25 protein-coding genes are annotated in these 22,378 nt (G+C 68.0%); 12 read left to right on the plus strand and 13 right to left on the minus strand.

Annotated features, from left to right (window positions below; translation table 11 throughout):
• Positions 1–80: 80 nt before the first annotated feature.
• The 5 genes from argE to AC3WLC_RS27585 form a co-directional block, all read right to left on the minus strand.
• Positions 81–1,175: an acetylornithine deacetylase gene (gene argE, locus AC3WLC_RS27565; RefSeq protein WP_493687077.1), complete on the minus strand. Its 1,095-nt coding sequence runs from the start codon at positions 1,173–1,175 to the stop codon at positions 81–83.
• Between the two features lie 6 nt (positions 1,176–1,181).
• Positions 1,182–2,120: a DMT family transporter gene (locus tag AC3WLC_RS27570; RefSeq protein WP_493687078.1), complete on the minus strand. Its 939-nt coding sequence runs from the start codon at positions 2,118–2,120 to the stop codon at positions 1,182–1,184.
• Positions 2,121–2,127: 7 nt separating this feature from the next.
• Positions 2,128–2,847: an alanyl-tRNA editing protein gene (locus AC3WLC_RS27575; RefSeq protein ID WP_493687079.1), complete on the minus strand. Its 720-nt coding sequence runs from the start codon at positions 2,845–2,847 to the stop codon at positions 2,128–2,130.
• Positions 2,848–2,913: 66 nt separating this feature from the next.
• Positions 2,914–3,759, minus strand: coding sequence for a helix-turn-helix domain-containing protein (locus AC3WLC_RS27580; RefSeq protein ID WP_493687080.1), 846 nt, complete (start codon positions 3,757–3,759; stop codon positions 2,914–2,916).
• Positions 3,760–3,943: 184 nt separating this feature from the next.
• Positions 3,944–4,132, minus strand: coding sequence for a YdcH family protein (locus AC3WLC_RS27585; protein ID WP_152012182.1), 189 nt, complete (start codon positions 4,130–4,132; stop codon positions 3,944–3,946).
• A gap of 229 nt (positions 4,133–4,361) precedes the next feature.
• Between AC3WLC_RS27585 and AC3WLC_RS27590 the strand changes: the two genes are divergently transcribed.
• From AC3WLC_RS27590 to AC3WLC_RS27610, 5 genes are all read left to right on the plus strand, one after another.
• Entirely contained in the window at positions 4,362–4,580 is a 219-nt protein-coding gene (locus AC3WLC_RS27590) for a YdcH family protein (RefSeq protein ID WP_493687081.1), read from the plus strand.
• Positions 4,581–4,744: 164 nt separating this feature from the next.
• Positions 4,745–5,242 carry a 5-(carboxyamino)imidazole ribonucleotide mutase gene (purE, locus tag AC3WLC_RS27595; protein WP_493687082.1) on the plus strand — a complete coding sequence of 166 codons (498 nt, stop codon included), beginning with the start codon at positions 4,745–4,747 and terminating at the stop codon, positions 5,240–5,242.
• Positions 5,239–6,339, plus strand: coding sequence for a 5-(carboxyamino)imidazole ribonucleotide synthase (locus tag AC3WLC_RS27600; RefSeq protein WP_493687083.1), 1,101 nt, complete (start codon positions 5,239–5,241; stop codon positions 6,337–6,339). Before purE ends, AC3WLC_RS27600 begins: the two co-directional genes overlap by 4 nt.
• A gap of 168 nt (positions 6,340–6,507) precedes the next feature.
• Positions 6,508–6,765 (plus strand): 30S ribosomal protein S21, encoded by a 258-nt coding sequence (rpsU, locus tag AC3WLC_RS27605; protein WP_092161278.1) that lies wholly within the window; start codon positions 6,508–6,510, stop codon positions 6,763–6,765.
• 193 nt (positions 6,766–6,958) lie between these two features.
• Positions 6,959–7,807, plus strand: a complete 849-nt coding sequence (locus tag AC3WLC_RS27610) for a tetratricopeptide repeat protein (RefSeq protein ID WP_493687084.1) — start codon at positions 6,959–6,961, stop codon at positions 7,805–7,807.
• Positions 7,808–8,050: 243 nt separating this feature from the next.
• Here the strand turns inward: AC3WLC_RS27610 and AC3WLC_RS27615 are convergent, their stop codons facing one another.
• The 6 genes from AC3WLC_RS27615 to AC3WLC_RS27640 form a co-directional block, all read right to left on the minus strand.
• Positions 8,051–8,905, minus strand: a complete 855-nt coding sequence (locus tag AC3WLC_RS27615) for an alpha/beta hydrolase (RefSeq protein WP_493687085.1) — start codon at positions 8,903–8,905, stop codon at positions 8,051–8,053.
• A 132-nt stretch (positions 8,906–9,037) separates the two neighbouring features.
• On the minus strand, positions 9,038–9,322 hold the full coding sequence (locus tag AC3WLC_RS27620; RefSeq protein ID WP_291673698.1) for an aa3-type cytochrome c oxidase subunit IV: 285 nt from the start codon (positions 9,320–9,322) through the stop codon (positions 9,038–9,040).
• Between the two features lie 237 nt (positions 9,323–9,559).
• Entirely contained in the window at positions 9,560–10,924 is a 1,365-nt protein-coding gene (locus AC3WLC_RS27625; protein ID WP_493687086.1) for an ABC1 kinase family protein, read from the minus strand.
• Positions 10,925–10,999: 75 nt separating this feature from the next.
• Positions 11,000–11,401, minus strand: coding sequence for a type II toxin-antitoxin system death-on-curing family toxin (locus AC3WLC_RS27630; RefSeq protein ID WP_493687087.1), 402 nt, complete (start codon positions 11,399–11,401; stop codon positions 11,000–11,002).
• A complete protein-coding gene (locus tag AC3WLC_RS27635) occupies positions 11,398–11,658 on the minus strand; it encodes an AbrB/MazE/SpoVT family DNA-binding domain-containing protein (RefSeq protein ID WP_493687088.1) in 261 nt (86 codons plus the stop codon). Before AC3WLC_RS27635 ends, AC3WLC_RS27630 begins: the two co-directional genes overlap by 4 nt.
• A gap of 57 nt (positions 11,659–11,715) precedes the next feature.
• A complete protein-coding gene (locus AC3WLC_RS27640) occupies positions 11,716–12,435 on the minus strand; it encodes an amino acid ABC transporter ATP-binding protein (protein WP_493687160.1) in 720 nt (239 codons plus the stop codon).
• A gap of 171 nt (positions 12,436–12,606) precedes the next feature.
• Between AC3WLC_RS27640 and rfbD the strand changes: the two genes are divergently transcribed.
• From rfbD to AC3WLC_RS27660, 4 genes are all read left to right on the plus strand, one after another.
• Positions 12,607–13,500, plus strand: coding sequence for a dTDP-4-dehydrorhamnose reductase (gene rfbD, locus AC3WLC_RS27645; protein WP_493687089.1), 894 nt, complete (start codon positions 12,607–12,609; stop codon positions 13,498–13,500).
• Between the two features lie 10 nt (positions 13,501–13,510).
• Positions 13,511–14,389, plus strand: a complete 879-nt coding sequence (rfbA, locus tag AC3WLC_RS27650; RefSeq protein ID WP_493687090.1) for a glucose-1-phosphate thymidylyltransferase RfbA — start codon at positions 13,511–13,513, stop codon at positions 14,387–14,389.
• A gap of 120 nt (positions 14,390–14,509) precedes the next feature.
• Positions 14,510–15,922: an FAD-binding oxidoreductase gene (locus tag AC3WLC_RS27655; protein ID WP_493687091.1), complete on the plus strand. Its 1,413-nt coding sequence runs from the start codon at positions 14,510–14,512 to the stop codon at positions 15,920–15,922.
• A 284-nt stretch (positions 15,923–16,206) separates the two neighbouring features.
• Positions 16,207–17,001 carry an IclR family transcriptional regulator gene (locus AC3WLC_RS27660; RefSeq protein ID WP_493687092.1) on the plus strand — a complete coding sequence of 265 codons (795 nt, stop codon included), beginning with the start codon at positions 16,207–16,209 and terminating at the stop codon, positions 16,999–17,001.
• On the opposite strand, the gene AC3WLC_RS27665 is transcribed toward AC3WLC_RS27660, so the two are convergent.
• The gene (locus tag AC3WLC_RS27665) at positions 16,998–17,870 is read right to left on the minus strand and encodes a beta-keto acid cleavage family enzyme (RefSeq protein WP_493687093.1); all 873 of its coding nucleotides are present in this window, start codon (positions 17,868–17,870) and stop codon (positions 16,998–17,000) included. The two genes, AC3WLC_RS27660 and AC3WLC_RS27665, sit on opposite strands and share 4 nt — an antisense overlap.
• 12 nt (positions 17,871–17,882) lie before the next feature.
• Positions 17,883–19,256 carry an aspartate aminotransferase family protein gene (locus tag AC3WLC_RS27670; RefSeq protein ID WP_493687094.1) on the minus strand — a complete coding sequence of 458 codons (1,374 nt, stop codon included), beginning with the start codon at positions 19,254–19,256 and terminating at the stop codon, positions 17,883–17,885.
• Positions 19,257–19,337: 81 nt separating this feature from the next.
• On the opposite strand from AC3WLC_RS27670, the gene AC3WLC_RS27675 reads away from it, so the two are divergent.
• From AC3WLC_RS27675 to AC3WLC_RS27685, 3 genes are read left to right on the plus strand one after another with little or no spacing between them, the layout of a single operon-like run.
• Positions 19,338–20,546 carry a CaiB/BaiF CoA transferase family protein gene (locus tag AC3WLC_RS27675; RefSeq protein ID WP_493687096.1) on the plus strand — a complete coding sequence of 403 codons (1,209 nt, stop codon included), beginning with the start codon at positions 19,338–19,340 and terminating at the stop codon, positions 20,544–20,546.
• Entirely contained in the window at positions 20,543–21,469 is a 927-nt protein-coding gene (locus AC3WLC_RS27680; protein ID WP_493687097.1) for an SMP-30/gluconolactonase/LRE family protein, read from the plus strand. Before AC3WLC_RS27675 ends, AC3WLC_RS27680 begins: the two co-directional genes overlap by 4 nt.
• The gene (locus AC3WLC_RS27685; protein ID WP_493687098.1) at positions 21,466–22,377 is read left to right on the plus strand and encodes a dihydrodipicolinate synthase family protein; all 912 of its coding nucleotides are present in this window, start codon (positions 21,466–21,468) and stop codon (positions 22,375–22,377) included. The genes AC3WLC_RS27680 and AC3WLC_RS27685 overlap by 4 nt, the downstream gene beginning before the upstream one ends.
• Position 22,378 lies beyond the last annotated feature (1 nt).

Genomic DNA, 22,378 nt, shown 5'->3' on the forward strand with positions numbered 1-22,378 from the left:
TGGAAAGCTACGCTGGAGTCTTTAGCGGCCGGTAAAATCGGGCAGTCGAAAGCGGCCTGCTGCCATCCACCAGCGGCAGCTCATAGCTCGGCCGCAGCCCAGGTGCCGACGCGCGCAAGGAATCGATCCGCCGCGTCGAGCTCGGCCATCGCGATCCACTCGTCCGGCTGATGCGCCTGCGCGATCGAGCCGGGTCCGCACACCAGCGCCGGAATCCCCGCCTGCTGGAAGAAGCCGGCTTCTGTCCCGAAAGGCATCGCCAGCGGTGGCCACAGGCCGCCGAACTCGCGCACCATGCCGACAGCTGGGCTCTCCGCAGCGCAGTCGAGCGGCAGCACGCGCGCCAGCGGCATCGTCTCGACGCTCACATCGCAAGGCAGTCCCGCCACGAAACCCGCCACCTCGGCAAGCACGGCGTCGACGGCAGCCTCGTCCGGCGGCCGGAACTCCCAGACGACCTCGCAGCGCTCCGGTACGATGTTGATGGCGCTGCCGCCCGCGATTCTGCCGATGTTGGCTGTGGTTCCGCGTTTGCCGTCGCCGAGGCCAGCGAGTGCCGCGACCAGCGCCGCCGCCGGCGCGATCGCGCTGGCGCCGAGGCGCGGATCGCTCGAATGCGCCGCGCGGCCATGGAAGACGCTGCGATAGCCGTAGAAGCCGCGATGGCTGAGCCCGATGCGCATCTGCGTCGGCTCGCCGATGATGGCGAGTGCCGGAACTGGGCAATGCGCGAGCAGGTCGGCGATCAGCAGCGGGACGCCTAGGCAGCCGACCTCCTCGTCATAGGACAGCGCCAGATGGATCGGCCGCCGCAGCTCGCAGGCTCGCCAGCCTGGGATGGCGGCGAGGCAGGCCGCAACGAAGCCTTTCATGTCGACGGCGCCGCGGCCGTATAGGTGCCCATCCCGGCTCGCGAGCACGAATGGATCGCTCGCCCAGTCCTGGTCGTCGACCGGAACGACGTCGGTATGCCCGGAGAGGATGATGCCGCCCGGCTCGTCCGGCCCGATCGTCGCCAGGATGTTGGCCTTTTCACCCGAGGCGTCGCTGGTCAGGCGTATCCGCGCCCCCGCACCTTCAAGATAGTCAGCAGTCCAATGGACCAGATCGAGATTGGAACGCCGCGACGTCGTGTCGAAGGCGACGAGCCTGCGCAGGATCTCGGTGGTATCCATGACGGCCTAAGAGCCCGCTTGCCGTGCCGGCTGCAGCCGAGCGCCTGCCCACTTCCCGGTCGCGAGGAAAAACCCGGCGAGGATCAGCGCCATGCCAACGAGGTGGAAGCCGCGCACCGGCTCGCCCAGCACCGCGACCGCGAGCAGCGCCGTGAACAGCGCGACCAGATGGAACGAGACGCCGGTGACGCTCGGCCCGAGGGTCGCCACACAATGCCCCCAGAGGATGAAGGCGAGTAGCGAGGCGAACACGCCGATATAGAGAACGGCTGCGACCGAGCCCGCATCTGTCGGGATGCGCGCGCCCTGCGCCAGCTCGAAGGCCCAGAACGGCGCGAGCACCAGCAGGCCGGCGGCCATGGTCGCGGCCAGGAACACCAGCGGGCTCACGGTTACCGGCTTGCGCCGCAGCAGGACGGAATAGATCGCATAATTGGCGACGGCGATCAGCACCAGGAACTCGCCGCCATCGGCCCGCAATCCGCCGAGCTGCTGCAGGTCGCCGCGCGCGACGATCCAGACGACCCCGGCGAAGGACAGCGCAATGCCGGCGAGGGTCCGGCCGGAGACACGCTCGACGCCGAGCGCGACAGCCGCGAGAGGCACCATCAGCGGCAGGGTCGAGTTCAGGAAGGCGACGCTGGCGGCCGGCGTCGTCTGCAGTGCGAGATAGCCGAGCGCATTGTAGCCGGCGATACCGAAGGCGCCGCAGGCGACGATCAGACCAAGGTGCCGCCGCAGCAGCGCCCGCTCTCGCCAGGCCTGCCGGCCGATGAAGGGAGCAAGGCAGGCCAGCGCCACGAGCCAGCGCCCGACCGCGAGCGAGACCGGCGGAAAGCTCGGCCCCAGTGCGCGCCCGAGCACGAGGTTCCCCGCCCAGAACAGCGGCGGCAGCCAGAGCAGCAGGAGCGGACGCGCCCAGAGCCCTTTCAACAGCGCGGACATGGCGGCCTCACAGACCGTCGAGGCCGATGCGCAGGCGCCGGTTGTGCCGCCCCTTATTGTCGATCTTCAGGATGCGCAGCGGGCGCGACGCTCCGGTCGACGCCAGATGCGTGCCCCCGCAGGCCTGGCGATCGAGCCCGGCGATCTCGACGACCCTGATCCGGCCGTCCGCCGTCGGCGGCGGCGTCACCGAGCGCGAGCGGATCAGGCCAGGCTCGTCGAACGCTTCGTCCTCTCCGACATAGGTTTCGCGAACCGGCAGGTCCTGCCTGATCACGTCGTTGATGGCGCCCTCGAGCCCTCGCAGGCGCTCATTGTCGGCCTCGGGCAGATCGAAATCGATCCGCGCCGTGCCGTCCTCGTTCATCTGGACGCCGGTGACGAGCGCGCCGTCGAAGCCCTGGTAGACCAGCGCATTGACGATATGCAGGTCGGTATGAAGCTCGCGCATGAGCTGCCGGAACGGGCGGTCGACCTCGGCAACCACGGCGCCCGAGAGCGTGATCGGCTCAGCCAGCAGATGCCAGATGCCATCGGCTTGCGTCTCGAAACCAGCGATCGGAACCTCGCCGCCCGACCATTGCAAGGCGCCCTTGTCGGGAAGCTGGCCGCCGCCGCCGGGATAGAACGGCGATCGATCGAGCCGGACACGGCCCGGCTCGGCGGCTGTCACCGTAGTTTCGAGGCCGAACACCTCCGGCTCGTCCAGGCAGAAATAGTGCGTCACGCGAAGACTCCTTTTCAGGGGAGTCTGGCGGTCCAGGGCAGCGCGGTATTGGCAGAAATTGAAAGGTCAGCGGGCAACGCCGGCAGCGCCCGCCCGCTGGTATTGCAAGGGCGTGATCCCGAAGGAGCGCTTGAAGTGCCGGGTCAGCGCGCTCTGGTCGTAGAAGCCGCTGGCCAGCGCCGCGTCAGCAATGGGCGCGCCCGCCTTCAACTGCCGGATCGCCGACTTCAGCCGGAGCTGGGTCAGATAGGCGTGGGGCGTCAGCCCGGCTGTACGCTTGAAAAGGCTGATGAGCTGAAACGGGGTCATGTCGACCCAGAGCCCCATCTCCTCGAGGCTGAGCCCGCTTTCCGCATGCTGCGAGACCATCCGCCTGATCACGCGCGAAAGCGCGGCCTCGTCTCGCGGCGCTGTCGGGATCGCGCGGACACCGTCGCCATGGCGCGCAAAAAGCTGGCCGAAACTGGCGACAAGGAGCTCGCGCTCTTCGAGCGGGTCATGGCCGTCTTCGAGGCTGCGGTGCAGACGGCCGAAAGCCGCGATCAGATCGGGATCGCCGAGGACATTGCGCATGAAGTACGCCGGGCGGGCGATGCCGAGGTCGGCCGTTACCTGATCGATGGCGGGCTGCGTCAGATAGAGCGAGCGATAGCGCCAGCTTCTGCTCCAGCCCATGCGGCCGGAATGGGGCTCGGCGGGATTGAAGACGAGCAGCACGCTCTCGCGGGCCTCGTCGCTGCGGCCACGGCTCTTGAACTCGGAGCCGCCGCTCTCGGTCACCGCGACGACAAAGGCGTCGTGCTGGTGCGGCGCGTAGTCATGCGTGGTGAAGTCGGCGTGCAGGCAGCTCAGCCCATCGACGCCGGTCGCGTTCCAGTAGCGGGTGGTGTTGTGTCTATCGACACGGGCCAACGGCGTATCCCTCTGGGCTCGGCGCATTCTCGCACGATCTTGCGATCTCCTCCAAGCCCGGCCTCCTGGAGAGCGCCGGCGGCAGGTGCAGCGCTCGTGGCCAAAAAAAGCCGGCCCCTTTCGGGGCCGGTGAAGCGCGCCTTGCGCGAATTCGTCACGGACCGCCGCGGCCCGCTCTGTCATCTCAGTGTAGTGTCGGTGCCGGCATGGTCAGCCGCACGCGCTCGATCTCATCCTTCAGCAGCAGCTTCTTCCGCTTGAGCTCGGCGACGCCAAGATCGTTCGACGAGGGGCTGGCGACCGCCTGGGCGATGGCTTCCTCGAGCTGGCGATGCTTGCGTTCGAGCTCGGCGAGATGTGTCTGCAGCGACATCTGGATCCTCCTGATGAGCGTTCTAGCAAGAGAAGTCTGACACAGAGCCGGCTTCACGTCTGCGGGGCAGACGTGCACTGCACCATGAGTTTCTGTGATCCCTTCCGAGACCTTTCCCGAGGCGCATGAATGCGAGCGAGCCGGCCCGCATCGCGCCGGCGATGCCCTTGCCGGGCCGCCCGCGCCTGCGCATAGTCGGCCGCGATCGCGGCGATGATGAGACGGCTTCATGGGATTCGAACTGAGCGCGGAGGAGATCGAGGTCCTGCAGGCGGAGCTCGCGCGTTTGCGCGAGGAGCACCGCGATCTCGACAGCGCCATCGACGCGCTCGAAAGGCTCGGCCCGGTCAACCAGATCCAGATCCAGCGCCTGAAGAAGCGCAAGCTCTATCTGCGCGACCGCATCTCCTATCTCGAAGACCAGCTGACGCCCGATATCATCGCTTAGAGCCCGCTCCGATCGGCCTCTCCACAAGCCGGTCGGCAAAGCGGTCTCTAAACTAGAAGCAAGAGGCGGAAATTCCGCAGGAATCCCGATTCGGCGCTTGCCTGTGACGCGGCGGCCGGTCTAGATCGCGCGCTTCCTCCCTCCTGCCGGGAAGCGCTGATTTCATGGCCGAGCCGACCCCACCCGTCGCCATCATCATGGGCAGCCAGTCCGACTGGGCGACGATGCGCCATGCCGCCGACACGCTCGCCGAACTCGGCATCGCCTTCGATGCACGCATCATGTCGGCCCATCGCACGCCCGATCGGATGTACGCCTTCGCCAAGGGCGCCAGAGCGGAAGGCTTCAAGGTCATCATCGCCGGTGCCGGCGGTGCGGCGCATCTGCCGGGCATGACGGCCTCGCTCACCCCCCTGCCCGTCTTCGGCGTCCCCGTCGAATCCAAGGCGCTCTCAGGCCAGGACAGCCTGCTCTCGATCGTGCAGATGCCCGGCGGTATCCCGGTCGGCACGCTCGCCATCGGCAAGGCGGGCGCAATCAACGCCGCCCTGCTCGCCGCCGCCGTGCTCGCCCTTTCCGACGATGCTCTCGCCGAACGGCTCGACGCCTGGCGCGCCAAGCTGAGCGGCGCGGTCGCCGAACGCCCGAAGGACGAGGCATGAGCCGGCCCGATCCGCGCGGCCTCGGCCCCGGCGCCGTCCTCGGCATTCTCGGCGGCGGGCAGCTCGCCCGCATGCTGGCGCTGGCCGCGGCCGATCTCGGCGTGCGCGTCCATATCTTCGCGCCCGAGCCCGACAGCCCGGCCTATGAGGTTGCCGCCCGCCACACCATCGGCGCCTATGAGGACGAGGCGGCCCTCGCCAGCTTCGCCGACGCCGTCGACGTCGTGACCTACGAGTTCGAGAACGTCCCGGCCGCGACCGCCGCCTTCCTCGCCGCCCGCACCCCGCTGCATCCCGGCGCGAGGGCGCTCGCGGTGACGCAGGATCGCCTCACCGAGAAGCGCTTCGTTGCCGATCTCGGCCTTGCCGTGGCGCCGTTCGAGCCGGTCGACTCGCTCGCCGATCTCGAAAAGGCCGTCGCCAAGCTCGGCCGCCCCGCCGTGCTGAAGACGCGGCGCTTCGGCTATGACGGCAAGGGCCAGGTCAAGATCGCCGAGGGCGTCGACCTGGCTGAGGCCTGGGACGAGATCGGCCATTTCCCGGCGATCCTCGAAGGCTTCGTCACCTTCGCGCGCGAGGTCTCGGTCGTCGCGGCCCGTGCCGCCGACGGCTCCTTCGCCGCCTTCGACGTCTGCGAGAACGAGCATCGCGACCATATCCTGGCGCTGACGCAGATTCCCGCCCGCATCGGCCCGGCCGCAGCCGACGCTGCGATCGAGGCTGCACGGCGTATCGGCGAGGCGCTCGGCTATGTCGGCGTCTTCGCCGTCGAGTACTTCCTGGTCGAGGGCAAGGGCGGCGACGAGGTCGTCGTCAACGAGATCGCCCCGCGCGTGCATAATTCCGGACACTGGACCAGCGAGGGTGCTGAGACCTCGCAGTTCCACCAGCATGTCCGCGCCGTCTGCGGCTTCCCGCTCGGCGCGACGGCGCGGCGCGGGCGCGTCACCATGCAGAACCTGATCGGCGACCAGGCGAATGACTGGCGCGCCATCCTGGCCGAGCCCGGCACCCATCTTCACCTCTACGGCAAGCGCGAAGCGCGGCCCGGCCGCAAGATGGGCCACGTCACCCGCGTCCTCCCCGAGGCGAACTGAACGACGGAGCGCCCCACCTCGCGAAACCCGCGTATTTCCGCAGGTTTCGCCGCGCTGCAGCGTGGACAGGCTCCGGGAATTCTGGTATCCGCACGACCTTCGCGGCGATCTCTCAGACGGGAGGTCGCCGCCCCGATTCCGGACCACCGACAACGACGGACTGAAGACGTGCAGGTTCTTGTTCGCGACAACAACGTCGATCAGGCGCTGCGGGCGCTGAAGAAGAAGATGCAGCGCGAGGGCATCTTCCGTGAGATGAAGCTCCGCGGCCATTACGAGAAGCCGTCCGAGAAGAAAGCGCGCGAGAAGGCCGAGGCCGTCCGCCGCGCCCGCAAGCTGATCCGCAAGAAGCTGCAGCGCGAAGGCCTGCTGCCGGCTCCGGTCAAGCCGAAGCGCCCCGAGCGTCCCGCTCGGCCGGCGGTCTGACCTCGCAAGGATCCGGCAGCCGCCGCCCAGTGCCATTCTGATCTTCGTCAGCGCCTGGAGCTTCTCCGGGCGCTGTCATTTTTGTAGCGTCGTTAACCAAACTTTGTCAGGGCTTGGGCGTTTTGGAGGATGGCGGCGCACCGGGGCGGTCGCGCCGCATGACAGGCGAGAGTTCGAGGCGATGGACAATAGCATGCTCACAGGCCGGAACTGGCTGATCGCGACGGGCCTCGCGCTCGCGCTCGCAGGCTGCGACACGGTGAGCATGAGCTCCGGCGCTGGCGTCGCCGAGCTGCAGACCGAGAACACCGAGGCCGCGAGCGTCAACATCGGCTCGCTCAGCGAGGTGATCAATCGCAACCCGAACGACCCGCAGGCCTACAACACCCGCGGCGCGGCCTATGCCCGCATCGGCCGTTACTCCGACGCCATCTCCGACTTCACCAAGGCGGTGCAGATCGACGCCAATTTCGCGCCGGCCTACACCAATCGCGGCCTGGCACTGCGCCAGAGCGGGCGTAACGACGCCGCGCTCCAGGATTTCAACCGCGCCACCACCGCCAATCCGAACTACGCCCCGGCCTTCGTTGCCCGCGCCAACCTGCTGCGCCTGCAGGGCAACAGCCAGCAGGCCCTGGGCGACCTCAACACCGCGATCCGCCTCAACCCGGAATCGCCCGAAGCCTTCCATGCCCGCGGGCTGGTCTACCAGAAGGAAGGCCAGCACCAGCAGGCCGTCACCGACTTCGACTCGGTGATCGACCGCAACCCCTATACCGCCCCGCCCTATATCGCCCGCGGCGAGAGCCTGAACGCGCTCGGCAAATACGACTCGGCGCTCGAGGACTTCACCGCCGCGCTCAATGTCGACAACCGCAATGCCGCCGCCTGGGCCGGCCGCGGCTTCGCCTTCGAGAAGCAGGGCAAGAAGACCGAGGCGAGCGAGGCCTATCAGCGCGCCCTCGGCCTCGACGGCAACAATCAGATCGCCCGCGCCGGCGCCGCCCGTGTCGGCGGCGGTGGCGGCATGTTCCGCTTCTGAGGCGCTTCCAAGCCTACTGCGATTGACGCACCCGCGAACCCCTCCCCTTGTGGGGAGGGGCAGGGGTGGGGGGTCGCAGAGCCGGAGCGAACGGAAGATCGCGATGGCGCTGCCGCTGCCGCTGCTGCCAGATTCACTTTCGTCCGCCGGTCGCCGAGCGGCACCACCCCCATCCCCAACCCTTCCCCACAAGGGGGAAGGGAGTGGCGTAGACGACAAGCTTCGCGCACTCGCTTCTCTCGCCTATTGCGCCGCGGCGGTCACTGTCTCGCTCCCGGCCAGGCGGCTGGTGCCGAGATCGGCGAGGAAGCGCCGGATCTCCGGCACCGAGCCATGCGCCGGCAGGTTCTCGTGGTTGCCGTCCGGGAAGCGGATGAAGCGCTTCGGGGGGTTGGCGAGCGAAAACAGCGCCTCGCCCTGGCTGAACGGGATGACGCCGTCGCGCTGGCCGTGCAGCACCAGCAGCGGCGCCTTGACCTTGCCGATGGCCCGGTCGGAATGGAACTGGTCGTGCATGAACAGCCCGACCGGGACATAAGGGTAGAGCTGCTGCGCCACCGCGACGGTCGAGAGATAGGGCGCTTCGAGGATCACCGCCTTCAGCGGAACCTCCGCCGCCAGCTTCACCACCACGCCGGTGCCGAGCGACTCGCCATAGCCGACCAGCTGCTCCGCGCCGAAGCGCGCCACGGCCGCCGCATAGGCGGCGCGCGCATCCTGCGCCAGCCCATCCTCGGTCGGCGAGCCAGTCGAGCCGCCATAACCGCGGTAATTCACAGCGAACAGGCCAGTGCCGTCCTCGGTCAAGGCGCGGAAACGCGTCTGCCGGATCGGCCGGCCGAAATTGCCGGCATTGCCATGGAAGAACAGCAGGACCGGCTTGCCCTCGCGCGGTGGCACCACCCAGGCGATCAGCCTCTCGCCGTCGGCTGCGGTCAGCATCGTCTCCTCGACGCCCGGCAGATTGGCGCTGGCGATCTCGGCCCGGGCCGGATTGCGCGGATACATCATCTCGCGCTGCTTGACGTAGAGCAGCGCCAGCACGCCGCCATAGGCACAGAGCGCGGCTACGGCGAGAAGCTTCAGGATCCTGCGCATCATCCGTGACCTTCGGCCGCCCAAACGAAAGGGCCGGCATCGAGCCGGCCCTTTACGACGTTCCAATGACGGATGCGCCGGCTCACCTGCGCCGCCGCCTTGACGATTTCGTCAGTACCGTGGCTTCGCCACTCAGTAGAGCAGCAGCGCCAGCAGCATCAGGACGAAGGGGACGAGCGTGGCGCGCCAGCCGATCGACGGGGCGGCGATGCCGACGCCGGTGCCGACCAGGGTCAGCAGCGTGCCGATGATGGCCGTGCCCCAGGCATGCTTGGTGCCGCCGACCGCGAGCGCCGCGACGATGGCGAGGCAGGCGAGCGTGCCAACCTCGGCGAAGTGGACGAAGCCCACATAGGTGCGCTCGTGCTCCGGATAGTCCATCTGCGGAATGTCGGCGGCGTGTCCGTGGTCGGCCATGAAGGAAGTCCCGAATTCAAACCCTGTCCGATGCCCTGTATCGCACCTGCAAGGGGTCGGCAACGGAGCGCTGGAGCGGCAGCGACTATTTTGTAAGCGCTGGCAAGACTATGCCGGGAAAAAAGCGCAATCCGCGCCGATTGTAGCGCTTCAGGTCCTGATTCAGGCGGCGCGACTTATGGCAGCAGCCTCGGCCGGACAGACGCCGGATCGCGGCTGCACCGGCGATTCTGATCGTCAGGAACCCTGAAGACCGGCCGCCGCCAGCGCCGCGCCTTGCTCGCTCGCCACCTTGTCGACGCTGAACGCCTCGATCTCCTGCTCGAACAGCCGGTGGAAATTCAGCTCGGCATCGAGATGCAGGAAGACGCCGCCAAGGCCGATCGCGGCGCGGTCCATGAAGACGAATTCGCGCGGCACCGTCACCGGACCGCGCGCTTTCAGCGCCGAATGCACCTGGAACGCCTGTTTGCGGCCGTATTCAGCCGGGCTGACGCCCTCGGCGATCCGGCGCGTGCGATCCTCCAGCAGCGGGCCGTAGATGAACTTCGCCCAGATGTTGAGCGTGTCGATCAGCTCCTTGTTGAGCCCCTTGAAGCCCCAGACCTCATAGGCATGAACGACCCGGGCGTCGTCGCCCTCGAGCAGCCCGCGATAGAGATCGACGACGCCGCCGACGAAGCTCGGCGGGAAGATGCGGATGCAGCCATAGTCGAGCAGGTTGATGCCACCCGGCTCGCCGCCGTCCTGGAAGACGGTGTAGTTCCCGAGATGCGGATCGCCATGGATCACGCCGTGATGGCTGAACGGCCGCCACCAGGCCCGAAACATCGCGGTCGAGATCCGGTCGCGAACCTGCTGGCTCGCCTGCTTGTGGTTCAGGATCTTGTCGCCGTCGAGCCAGCCCATGGTCAGGAGCCGCCGCGTCGACAGCTCCGGCACGACGTCCGGCACGCGCACTTCGGGCGTCCCTGAGAGCATCTGCTGGTAGAGCGCGACATGCTTGGCCTCGCGGCGGTAGTCGAGCTCTTCGCGGACACGGGCGCTGATCTCCTTGGCGATCTCGCTGGTGTCGATCACCGCGCCCATGCGCCGGTGCAGCCCGAACAGGATTTCGAGCTGCGAGATATCGGCTTCCACAGCCGATTCCATATCCGGATATTGCAGCTTGCAGGCGACCGGTGCGCCGTCATGCGTCGTTGCCCGGTGCACCTGCCCGAGCGACGCGGCGGCGGCCGGCTTGAGGTCGAATTCGCCGAAGCGCTCGCGCCAGCTCGCGCCGAGCTCGGCCTGCATGCGGCGCTTGACGAAGGCGGCCCCCATCGGGGGCGCCTCCGATTGCAGCTTCTGCAGTTCGGCGGCGTATTCCGGCGGCACCACGTCGGGAATGGTGGCGACGAGCTGCGCCACCTTCATCAGCGGGCCCTTCAGCCCGCCGAGCGCCTTGGCCAGCGCCTCGGCATTGGTGGCGTTGCGGCCCTCCAGTCCGAACAGCTTGGTGCCGGCGATCCGCGCCGCCACCCCGCCGACATTGGCGCCGACGCGGGCATAACGCGCCGCGCGGGCGGAGAATCGGTTGGCTTCGCTATCGCGTTCGGACATTGCGGCTCGCGGTCAGGCGGCAGGTTGTCCCGATGTAGGCGTTGCCGGGCCGAACGCCAATGCGGCGATCGGTCTTCAGCCCGGATCGGGCGCGTCCTTCGGCCAGTTGTCGCGGATCCAGCGCGTCAGCCCTTCCTCCTCGACCTCGCCGGCGGCGAGCGCGAGGATGATCGCGGCGGCATCCGCTTCCGGCACAATGAAGTCGACATCATTGATGAAGAGGAACGCGTAGAGTGCCAGCAGTGCGGTGCGCTTGTTACCGTCGATAAAGGGATGGTTCTTTGCCAATCCGAAGGCATAAGCGGCCGCCAACTCCGGCAAAGCAGCACCCTCGTACGACCATTTGTTGATGGGCCGCTCCAACGCGGAAGCGAGCATACCAGCATCGCGCAGCCCGGCGCCTCCACCATGAATGGCGAGTTGCTCGTCATGGATTGCGATGATGACCTCCTCCGAAAGCCAGGAGGGCTCGGTCACTTGGCCAACTCAGCCAGAGCGTTATGATAGATTTTCATCCCGCGACGGGCCGCAGCCATGGCTCTGTCGAAATCAGGCGTCTGCTTCACGGCCTTGAAGCCGCTGTTCGGCTGCTCGACTACTGTCAGCTTGTCGCCTTCCGCCAGCTTCAGCCGCGCCAGCAGTTCCTTTGGCAGGATGATGCCGACCGAATTGCCGATCTTGCGGACCTGCAGGACCATGGCCTGCTCGCCGGCGGGCTTTTCGGGCTTGTTCATGACAGGCTCCAGCGCTCATCTGTTGTACGGAATGTATAACAGATTTACGGTCCGCCGTCAGCGCCCTCCTCCCGCGGACCGGATAAAGGCGCGCCCGGAGAGCTGCTGCGGCGGGCCCTGCTCGACGAGCTCGCCCTTGTCCATGACGGCGACATCGCTCGCGACCTCGCGGACGAAGTCGAGCTCATGGGTCGCGACGATCATGGTCATGCCGGTGGCGGCGAGGTCGCGCATCGCATCCAGCACCTCACCGGCAAACTCGGGATGGAGCGCCGAGGTCGGCTCGTCGAACAGCATGACCTGCGGCCTCATCGCCAGCGCGCGGGCGATCGCGACGCGCTGCTGCTGACCGCCGGAGAGCTCGCTCGGATAGGAATCGCGCTTCTCGGCGAGGCCGACGCGGTCGAGCAGCCCCATCGCCTCGGCGATGATCTCGCGCCGCGGCCGCTTCAGCAGCGAGAGCGGACCCTCGATGAGGGTCTGCAGCACCGTCATGTGATCGGACAGGTCGGGGTGCTGGAAGACCATGGCGGTCTTGAGGCGCTGGGACGCGATGTCGACGCGACGATGACCGATCGGCTCGCCTGCGACCGTGATGGCGCCGGCGTCGATGGTCTCGAGCTGGCCGATGCAGCGCAGCAGCGTCGACTTGCCCGAGCCGGGCGGGCCGATGATGCATTGCACCGCGCCCGGCATCACCGAGAGCGAGACAGCATTGAGCGCCTTCAACGCGCCGAACCGCTTGGTGACGCCGTCGACGATGACGATCGGGGACAGGGCGGTCACGCGGCGGCGTCCTTTTATGCACCTCGGCCAGAGGGGTGTCCTTGCCGGCGGGTTGAGCCTCTTCCGGCCATGCTTTAGATCGACAGCCATGACATGCAAGCGCTGCGCATTCCGGGGCGGCGCGGGACCGGACCGCATCATGCTCCGAATCGCGAAGGCCCGATGCGCATAGCCGTGACCGGACGAACCGGGCAGGTCGTCCAATCCCTCCTCGCCCGTGCCAAGACGGCAGGCGTGACCGTCATCCCGGTCGGCCGGCCCGAGCTCGATCTGGCGCAGCCAGAAGGCGTTCAGCCGGCGCTCGCCGCAGCGCAGCCCGGCTGCATCGTCAACGCTGCGGCCTACACCGCCGTCGACAAGGCCGAGACCGAGCCTGACCTCGCCATGCGCATCAATGGCGATGGTGCCGGCGCGGTCGCCGCCGCAGCAGCAGCTCTCGGCGTGCCGCTGATCCAGCTCTCCACCGACTATGTCTTCGACGGCATGGCGCCGCGTCCTTGGCTGGAGAGCGACCCGACCGGCCCGCTCTCGGCCTATGGCCGCTCGAAGCTCGCCGGCGAGGACGCGGTCATCGCTTCCGGCGCCGACTGGACGATCCTGCGCACCGCCTGGGTCTACAGCCCCTATGGCGGGAATTTCGTGAAGACCATGCTGCGCCTGGCCGAGACCAGGGACGAGGTCGGCGTGGTCTCCGACCAGCTGGGCTCGCCGACCAGCGCTCCCGATTTGGCCGAGGCGATCATCGCGGTGGCGATTGCGCTGGTCACCCGTCCCCGCGATGCCTCGCTGCGCGGCGTCTTCCACGGCGCCGGCACGGGCGAAGCGAGCTGGGCCGATCTGGCGGAGATGGTCTTCGCCACTTCGGCCGCGCTTGGTGGCCCGAGCGCCCGCGTCAGGCGCATCGCGACATCGGACTATCCCACACCTGCCCGGCGACCGGCCAATTCCAGGCTCGATTGCGGCCTGCTGGCCGAGCGACACGGCCTGCGCCTGCCGCCCTGGCAGGACTCGGTGAAAACCTGCGTTGCCACGCTGCTCGCGCAATCGCGAAGCTGAAGGAGCCATCATGAAGGGGATCATCCTCGCCGGCGGCAGCGGCACGCGGCTCCACCCGATGACCATGGTGACGTCGAAGCAGCTGCTGCCCGTCTACGACAAGCCGATGATCTATTATCCGCTCTCGACGCTGATGCTCGCCGGCATCCGCGAGATCCTGATCATTTCGACACCGGACGATGCGCCGCGCTTCGAGGCTCTGTTCGGCACCGGCGAGCACTGGGGGCTGAAGCTCTCCTATGCGGTCCAGCCGAAGCCGGAGGGTCTGGCGCAGGCCTATCATATCGGCGCCGATTTCGTCGCCGGGGGACCCTCCGCGCTGATCCTCGGCGACAACCTCTATTACGGCGACGGCCTCACCGATGTGCTGCACCGCGCGGCGGCCCGCAGCAGCGGCGCTACCGTCTTCGCCTATCGCGTCAGCGATCCCGAGCGTTATGGCGTCGTCTCCTTCGATGCCGCCGGCAAGGCGCTCTCGATCGAGGAAAAGCCCAAGGCCCCGCGCTCGCATTGGGCGGTCACCGGCCTCTATTTCTACGATGCCGAGGTCGTCGAGATCGCCCGCAAGCTCAAGCCCTCGGCCCGCGGCGAGCTCGAGATCACCGACGTCAACCTCGCCTATCTCGAACGCGGCGCGCTCAGCGTCGAGCGGCTCGGGCGCGGCTATGCCTGGCTCGACACCGGCACGCCGGATTCCCTGGTCGAGGCCTCCGAATTCGTACGCACGCTGGAGCGTCGCCAGGGCTTCCGCATCGCCTGCCCCGAGGAGATCGCCTTCGAGAACGGCTGGATCGACCGCGAGCAACTGCGCACGCTCGGGCAGGCCCTGTCGAAGAGCGGCTATGGCCAGTACCTGCTCGGCGTCGCCGGGCGCGACCACTCGGCCTGACGCCCTACTTCCCCTGCCGTTGCAGAGCGCTCATGCTGCATCGGCGGTGGCCGAAGACGACGGGCTGGCCGAGATTGCTGCCGTAGCCGCGCCGAAGACGTGCACGAGGATCGAAGACCAATGAACGCGCCCGCCACCACGTCCGGCACCTCTCGGCATCCCGCCCTCGACAGCCTGACCGCCTCGCTCCGCGACCTCCTCGGCCCGCGCTGCTCGACCTCGGACAGCGAGCGCGAGCATCACGGCCATGGCGAATCCTATCACCCGACCAAGGCACCCGACGTGGTCTGCTATCCGCTGACCACCGAAGAGGTGAGCAACATCGTCAAGCTCTGCCATCAGGCGAAAGTGCCGGTCATTCCCTTCGGCGCCGGCACCTCGCTCGAAGGCCATGTCGTTGCGTTGCATGGCGGCGTCTGCATCGACCTCTCGCGCATGAACGCGATCACGGCGGTCAACGCCGAGGATCTCGACTGCACCGTCGAAGCCGGCGTCACCCGCAAGCAGCTCAACGAGCATCTGCGCGACACCGGCCTATTCTTCCCGGTCGACCCCGGCGCCGATGCCACCCTCGGCGGCATGACCGCCACACGCGCCTCGGGCACCAATGCAGTGCGCTACGGCACGATGAAGGACAATGTCCTGGCCCTGACCGTCGTGCTCGCCGACGGCACCGTCCTGAAGACCGGCGGCCGCGCCCGCAAATCCTCGGCCGGCTATGACCTCACCCGCCTCTTCGTCGGCTCGGAGGGCACGCTCGGCGTCATCACCGAGGTCACCTTGCGCCTCTACGGCATCCCGGAGGCGAGCTCGGTCGCGGTCTGCTCCTTCCCGGACATCGCCAGCGCCGTCAATTGCGCCATCGAGACGATCCAGTGCGGCATCCAGGTCGCTCGCGTCGAACTGCTCGACGAGACCTGCATGCGCGCCATCAACCGCCACAACAATCTGAGCTATCCCGAGACGGTCGCGCTCTTCCTCGAGTTCCACGGCACGGAGGCGGCGGTGGTCTCGCAGGCCGAGACCGTGCAGATGCTCGCCGAGGGCCATGGTGGTGAAGGCTGGCGCTTCGCCACCAGCGCCGAGGAGCGCAACAAGCTCTGGCAGGCCCGGCACAACATGCATTACGCGCTGCTTGCCTTGCGTCCAGGCGCCAGCAGCTGGGGCACCGACACCTGCGTGCCGATCTCCCAGCTCGCCGCCTGCATCACCGAGATCAAGCAGCATGCCAAGGATGCACCCTTCCCGGTGACGGCGCTCGGCCATGTCGGCGATGGAAATTTCCACATGGGTTTCCTGATCAGGATGGATTCGCCCGAGGAGATCCGCGAGGCCGAGCGGCTGAACGGCCTGCTGGTCAACCGCGCCATCGATCTCGGCGGCACCTGCACCGGCGAGCACGGCGTCGGCTACGGCAAGGCAAAGTTCCTGCGCAAGGAGCATGGCGACGCCGCCGTCGAGGTGATGCGCACGCTGAAGGCGAGCCTCGACCCCGACAACATCATGAACCCCGGCAAGGTGCTGCCGGCCTGAGGGGCCGAGGGACGTACGCTGCGCGCGAACCCCTCCCCCTTGTGGGGAGGGGCAGGGGTGGGGGTCGCAAAGCTGGAACGATCGGCGAACCCTGATGGCACTGTCGCTGCTGCCAGTTTCTTTTGCTACCCGATCACCAAGCGGCATCACCCCCATCCCCAACCCTTCCCCACAAGGGGGAAGGGAGGAGCCAAGGCGAGCAACCCCGCCCCCGCACGTGACCGCAGCGCCCAACTGTTTTACATGCAAATGGAACGGTGACCCCTGAAGCGGATAGGCAGCGCATGGACGATGCGGCGGATGCGGAAACGCAGCACAAGAACCACGCGGTCTATTTCGTGCCCGGCCTGCATCGCGGCCTGCGTGTCCTCGAAATCGTCGCCGCGGCTCGCCGGCCCCTGAGCATCACCGAGATCGCCTCGGAGCTCGGGCTGACGCGTTCCTCGGTCTTCCGGCTGATCTATACGCTCCGGCACATGGGCTTCCTCGAGGAGGAGCAGTCGAAGCAGTTCGCGCTCGGGCCGCGCGTCCTCAATATCGGCTTCGCCTTCCTGGCCTCGAAGGACATCATCGAGATCGCCCGCCCCGAGCTGGAGGCGCTGCGCGATGAGACCCTGGTCTCCGCACATCTGGCGATCCGCGACGAGCGCGACGTGCTCTATCTCAGCTGCGTGCAGACGCGCTCGGGCTTCCTCAGCAACATGAATGTCGGCTCGCGCGTGCCGGCCTATGCCTCGCCGATGGGCTGGCTGCTGCTGGCGGGTCTCCCGCAACCGGAGCTGGAGGAGCTCTTCCGCAAGGAGCGCTTCGTACCACTGACCAGCCAGACCCCGACCTCGACGCCGGAGCTGATCACCACGGTCGAGGCAGCGGCATCGCGCGGCCATGTCGTCAGCCGCGGTGTGATGGAGGCGGCCGGCAGCTCGATCTCGGCGCCGATCATCGATCGGCGCGGCACGGTCGTCGCGGCGATCGACATCTCCGGTCCGGATTCCGCTTTCGACCTCGACCAGATCGACGGCCGCTACCTTGCCGCGGTCAGGGCCGCAGCCAAGCGGATTTCCGAGCGCCTTGGCTAGAGGCCGAGGATCGCCCGCGCTTCGGCCGGCGTGGCGAGTGCGCCGCCGAGATTCTCGATGATCGTGCCGGCCTTCTCGACCAGCTCGGCATTATCGCGCGCCAGCACACCCTTGCGGATGTAGACATTGTCCTCGAGCCCGACCCTGACATGGCCACCGAGCAGGAAGGCCTGGGCCAGCAGCGGGAATTCGTGCCGCCCGATACCGAAGGCAGCCCAGATGCAGTCCGGCGGCAATTGCGAGGCGAAATAGACCAGCGTCTGCGGGTTCGGGATCGCGCCATAGCGCACGCCGAGCACGATCTGGATCAGCAGCGGATTGCGCAGCACCCCGTCCGCCTGCAGGGCCTTGGCGAGCTGCAGGTCGCCGCCATCGAACAGCTCCAGCTCGGGCAGCACGCCGGCCGCATAGATGCGCCTTGCCATCTCGGTAACGTTGCGCGGCGTGTTGATCACCACCGCGCTGCCCGAGAACATGGTGTTGAGGTCGAGCGTGCAGATCTCGGGCTTCAGCGCCTCGACATGCGCGACCCGCCGCTCCGGCGTGGTCAGCGTCGTGCCGGGCGCCGCGACCTTGGGATCGTCGATCCCCGGCACGAAGCGCCCACCCTCGCCGGTCGAGAGGTTGAGGATGACATCCGAGCCGGACTGCCGGATGCGGTCGACGATCTCGGTGAACAGGGCGAGGTCCATCGTGCCCTTGGTCGTGGCGGGATCGCGGGCATGCAGATGCACCACCGCCGCGCCGGCCTTGCCGGCTTCGATGGCGGCGGCAGCGATCTCGGCCGGCGTCACCGGCAGGCCGGGATGCTGCTCGCGCGTCGTCAGATTGCCGGTGACGGCGCAGGTCAGGATGGTCTGGCGCGACATGGCAGCGGCTCCTCAGGCGGCGCTGCGGGCGGCAGGCAGGGTCGCGGCCAGCGCCGCCCCGAGCTTCTCGACGATCTCGTCGACATGGCCGGCATCGATGGTGAAGGGCGGCGCCAGCAGGACATGATCGCCATTGACGCCGTCGGCCGTGCCGCTTGACGGGTAGCAGATCAGGCCGAGGCCCTGCGCCGTCCGCTTGATCCTGGCGGCAAGCCCCTCCTTCGCCGCGAAGGGCTGCTTGCTGTCGCGATCGGCGACCAGTTCGAGCGACTGCAGCAGGCCCCTGCCCCGGATGTCGCCGACATGCGGATGCTGGCCGAAGGCCTCGCCCAGCCGGCGCGACAGCAGCGCGCCCATACGCTGGACATTGTCGAGCAGCCCCTCATCCTCGATCGTCTCGATCACCGCGATCGAGGCCGCGCAGGCGACGGCATGGCTCATATAGGTGTGGCCATTGGCGAGCAGGCCCGAACCGGCCTCGATCGCCCCGGCGACGCGCTCGCTCGCCATCGTCGCGGCGATCGGCTGGTAGCCGGCGCCCAGCCCCTTGGCGATGGTGATGATGTCGGGCCGCACGCCCTCCTGCGCGCTGACGAACATCGCCCCGGCGCGGCCCATGCCGCACATCACCTCGTCGGCGATGAAGAGCACGCCATAGCGGTCGCAGATCTCGCGGATGCGGGCGAAATAGCCGGGAACCGCAGTGACACTGCCGAGCGTCGCCCCGACGATCGGCTCGGCGATGAAGGCGGCGACGTTCTCCGGTCCGAGCTGACGGATCTCGGCATCGAGCTCGTCGGCGACGCGCAGGCCATAGGCCTCTTCCGTCTCGCCCGCGCGCTGGCCGCGATAGGCGTAGCAGGGCGCAATCTGCGAGGTCTCGATCAGGATCGGCTGGTACAGCGCCCGCCGCCCGGCATGACCGCCGACCGCGAGCGCCCCGAGCGTATTGCCGTGATAGCTCATCCGCCGCGAGATGAAACGGCTGCGCTGCGGCTGGCCGATCTCGACGAAATACTGCCGCGCCAGCTTGAGCGCCGCTTCCATCGCCTCCGAGCCGCTGCCGAGGAAGGCGACACGCCCCTTTCCGAAGCCGGCCGGCGCGCGCTCGACCAGCATCTGCGCCAGCTTCTCGCTCGGCTCGTTCGTGAAGAAGGAGGTGTGGGCGTATTCAAGCTTGCCGAGCTGGGCGATGATCGCCGCGGTGACGCGCGGATGGCCATGGCCGAGGCAGGACACCGCCGCGCCGCCGCTGGCGTCGAGATAGCGCCTGCCTTCGGCATCGACGAGGTGGACGCCGTCTCCCGCCAGTGCGAGCTGCGGCGTGCTGCGGAGGTTGCGATGGAGGACCGCGGACGCGTTCGCCCGAGGGCTTGGTTGTGACATGGCATTCCTCGCAACCAGAAGAATTCTGTTGATATGCAAAACACATTTTCGTATGAGAAACAAGAACGGAGTGGCCGAGCCTTGAGCCCGCGATCTTTGAGCCCACCACGGCAGCGTCCCTTTCACGGCATCCGGGTGCTCGACCTCACCCATGTGCTCGCCGGCCCGTTCTGCGCCTACCAGCTCGCTCTGCTCGGCGCCGATGTCGTGAAGATCGAGCCGCCACAGATGCCGGACACGGCGCGCGGCCGTGGGCCGGACGACGCGCTCAACGCCGCCGGCCTTGGCATCAACTATCTCGTGCAGGGTTCGAACAAGCGCTCGCTCGCGCTCGACCTAGCGAGCGAGGAAGGCCGGGCGATCCTGCTCGATCTCGTCGACGGCGCCGACGTGCTGGTCGAGAACTATCGCGCCGGCGCGCTGGAGGCTCTCGGGCTCGGGGCGGAAGCTCTCTGCGACCGTAACCCGCGGCTGATCCACTGCTCGATCACCGGCTTCGCCCGCGGCCACGAGCGCGAGGCGGTCAACGCCTATGACAACGTCATCCAGGCGGCCTCGGGCGTGATGGCGCGCACCACCGGGCGTTCAGGCGAGCCGGTGAAATCCGGCGCCTCCTTCATCGACTACGCCACCGGCTATGCCGCCGCCTTCGCGATCTCGGCCGCCCTGTTCCATCGCCATGCCAGCGGCAAGGGCCAGGTCATCGACTGCGCGATGTTCGACACCGCCCTGACCTTGATGGCGCCCGAAGCTGCCGCTGCGCTCTATGAAGGCGCCAGCCAATCGCGCCCGAAAGAGGCTGGGATCGGCACCTATGAGACCGCCGACGGCCTGCTGATGCTCGGCGCCTTCAACGCCAGACAGAACAAGCGGCTCTGGCAGGCGCTCGGCCGGCCCGACTTCGCCGCGCTCGATGGCTGGCCTGCGCTCTGGGGCGCCGCACAGGCAATGCGGGAGGCGCTGGTGCCGATCATGCGTACCCGCACCGCAGCGGAATGGGAGGACTATCTGCACTCCATCGGCATCCCAGCCGAGCGCGTCCGCGCGCTGGACGAAGCCGCCCGCCTGCCGCATCTGCGCGAGCGCGGCTTCTTCCATAGGCTCGATGCCGCGTTGCCCGGCGCCGCCCCCGTTGCGGTTCCGCTCGCTCCCTTCACCTATGCAGCCGCCGGCCCGGCGATCGACCGCCCCCCGCCAAGGCTCGGTGAGCACAGCGCCGAGATCCTCGGTGAGATCGGGCGTTCGCCGGCCGAGGTCGATGCCCTGAGGGCGCGGGGCGTGATCGCATGATCGCCGCCACCTTTCCCCGGCACGAGGCCGAGCTGTTCACCCGCCTGCCTGAAGCCCTGCACTGGACCGGCGAGCCGACCGACTGGGTCCGCATCACGCGGCCGGGCCAGCGCCTGCACTCCTTCCTGGAAGGCCCCTGCTTCGACGCGGACGGCAACCTCTGGCTGGTCGACGTGCCCTATGGCCGCCTATTCAGGATCGCGCCGGACGGCACTTGGCAGCTCACTTTCCAATATGATGGCGAGCCGCATGGCTTGCGCCCGCGCGGCGACGGAACCTGGCTGATCGTCGACTACCGCCACGGCCTGCTCGCCTTCGATCCCGCCGCGAACTCGGTGACGACACTGTGCGCGCGGGTCAACACCGAGCCCTTCCGCGGCCTCAGCGACCTCACCGTCGCGCCGAACGGCGATGTCTGGTTCACCGATTCCGGCCGCACCAGCCTGTCGGACCCAACTGGGCGCGTCTACCGGCTGCGCCGGGGCGAGACGAAGCCCGAGCTGATCTTGGCGAACGTGCCTTATCCGAACGGCATCGCGCTCTCGCCGGATGGCAAGCTGGTCTATCTCGCCGCGACGCGCGCCAATGCGGTCTGGCGCTTCATGGCCGAGGCGCCCGATCCGGCCTGGCCGATGGTCGGCACCTTTCTCCAGCTCTCCGGCGGCCTCGGCCCGGACGGGCTGGCGGTGGATGCATCCGGCCGGCTCGCCATCGCCCAGGCGCAGGCCGGGCGGCTCTATCTCGTCGATGCGCTCGGCGATCCCCTGGCTATGATCCACACGCCGGGCGGGCTCTGGACGACCTCCTGCGCCTTCTCGCCGGACCAGTCGACGCTGCTGATCGTCGAGGCGCAGACCGGCAGCGTCTTCCGCATTTCCATGGCCACGCTTCTCGCAGGCTCCGCTTCAGGACATCGCTCATGACCATGCTGACGAAGGACACGCTCAGGGGCTTCGTGCCGGCCATCGTCACGCCCTTCGACGCGCGCGGCGAGATCATGGCCGACGCTTTCTCCGACATCGTCGAGCATCTGATCGGCATCGGCGCGCAGGGCATCTGTGTCGCCGGCGACAATGGCGAGAGCTGGGCACTCGACCGCGACGAGCGTGCCCGCCTGACCCGCATCGCCGTCGAGCGCAGCGCGGGGCGCGTGCCGGTGATGATGGGCTGCACTGCCCCCGGCTCGCGGCAGACGATCCAGTATGCGCAGGCGGCGAAAGAGGCCGGCGCCAGCGGCATCCTGGTGATGCCGCAGACCTATGTGCTGAAGGCGACGCGCGAGGAACTGCTGCAGCGTTTCGAGCTGCTGGGCAAGGCAGTCGACATGCCGATCGTGCTCTACAACTCGCCGCGCCGCGCCGTGATCGAGCTCTCGATCGACGATGTCGAGGCGATCGCCGGCGTCGCCCCGGTCGTCGGCATCAAGGAATCCAACCGCGACATCGGCCACCTCACCCGGCTGATCCGCCGCATGGGCGACCGGATCGCAGTGATGGTCGGCCCGGCTTATTATATCCTCATCGGCAGTGCGCTCGGCGCGCCCGGCTTCATCGCCACCGGTCCCGAACTGCTCGGCAAGACCGCCGGCCGCCTGATGGAGATCGGCCGCAAGGCGCCCGATGCCGACTATGTCGACGCCCACCAGAAACTGACTATCGTCTACGAGACGCTGATGTCGCTCGGTACCTGGCCGTCCTCCTTCAAGGCGGCGCTGAACCTGCAGGGCCTGCCGGCCGGCGTGCCGCGCGACCCGCTGCTGCCGCTCGGTGGCGCCCAACTCGACAAGCTCCGCGCCATCCTCGACGAACTCGGCCTGCTTCCCGGACACTGAA

Source organism: Allobosea sp. GW821-FHT03A12, from assembly GCF_058986765.1.

Coding starts and splice junctions, on each gene's coding strand:
- argE (WP_493687077.1), bottom strand. CDS start 1,175: ATGGATACCACCGAGATCCTGCGCAGGCTCGTCGCCTTCGACACGACG.
- AC3WLC_RS27570 (WP_493687078.1), bottom strand. CDS start 2,120: ATGTCCGCGCTGTTGAAAGGGCTCTGGGCGCGTCCGCTCCTGCTGCTC.
- AC3WLC_RS27585 (WP_152012182.1), bottom strand. CDS start 4,132: ATGTCGCTGCAGACACATCTCGCCGAGCTCGAACGCAAGCATCGCCAG.
- AC3WLC_RS27590 (WP_493687081.1), top strand. CDS start 4,362: ATGGGATTCGAACTGAGCGCGGAGGAGATCGAGGTCCTGCAGGCGGAG.
- purE (WP_493687082.1), top strand. CDS start 4,745: ATGGCCGAGCCGACCCCACCCGTCGCCATCATCATGGGCAGCCAGTCC.
- AC3WLC_RS27600 (WP_493687083.1), top strand. CDS start 5,239: ATGAGCCGGCCCGATCCGCGCGGCCTCGGCCCCGGCGCCGTCCTCGGC.
- AC3WLC_RS27610 (WP_493687084.1), top strand. CDS start 6,959: ATGCTCACAGGCCGGAACTGGCTGATCGCGACGGGCCTCGCGCTCGCG.
- AC3WLC_RS27615 (WP_493687085.1), bottom strand. CDS start 8,905: ATGCGCAGGATCCTGAAGCTTCTCGCCGTAGCCGCGCTCTGTGCCTAT.
- AC3WLC_RS27620 (WP_291673698.1), bottom strand. CDS start 9,322: ATGGCCGACCACGGACACGCCGCCGACATTCCGCAGATGGACTATCCG.
- AC3WLC_RS27625 (WP_493687086.1), bottom strand. CDS start 10,924: ATGTCCGAACGCGATAGCGAAGCCAACCGATTCTCCGCCCGCGCGGCG.
- AC3WLC_RS27635 (WP_493687088.1), bottom strand. CDS start 11,658: ATGAACAAGCCCGAAAAGCCCGCCGGCGAGCAGGCCATGGTCCTGCAG.
- rfbD (WP_493687089.1), top strand. CDS start 12,607: ATGCGCATAGCCGTGACCGGACGAACCGGGCAGGTCGTCCAATCCCTC.
- rfbA (WP_493687090.1), top strand. CDS start 13,511: ATGAAGGGGATCATCCTCGCCGGCGGCAGCGGCACGCGGCTCCACCCG.
- AC3WLC_RS27655 (WP_493687091.1), top strand. CDS start 14,510: ATGAACGCGCCCGCCACCACGTCCGGCACCTCTCGGCATCCCGCCCTC.
- AC3WLC_RS27660 (WP_493687092.1), top strand. CDS start 16,207: ATGGACGATGCGGCGGATGCGGAAACGCAGCACAAGAACCACGCGGTC.
- AC3WLC_RS27665 (WP_493687093.1), bottom strand. CDS start 17,870: ATGTCGCGCCAGACCATCCTGACCTGCGCCGTCACCGGCAATCTGACG.
- AC3WLC_RS27670 (WP_493687094.1), bottom strand. CDS start 19,256: ATGTCACAACCAAGCCCTCGGGCGAACGCGTCCGCGGTCCTCCATCGC.
- AC3WLC_RS27680 (WP_493687097.1), top strand. CDS start 20,543: ATGATCGCCGCCACCTTTCCCCGGCACGAGGCCGAGCTGTTCACCCGC.
- AC3WLC_RS27685 (WP_493687098.1), top strand. CDS start 21,466: ATGACCATGCTGACGAAGGACACGCTCAGGGGCTTCGTGCCGGCCATC.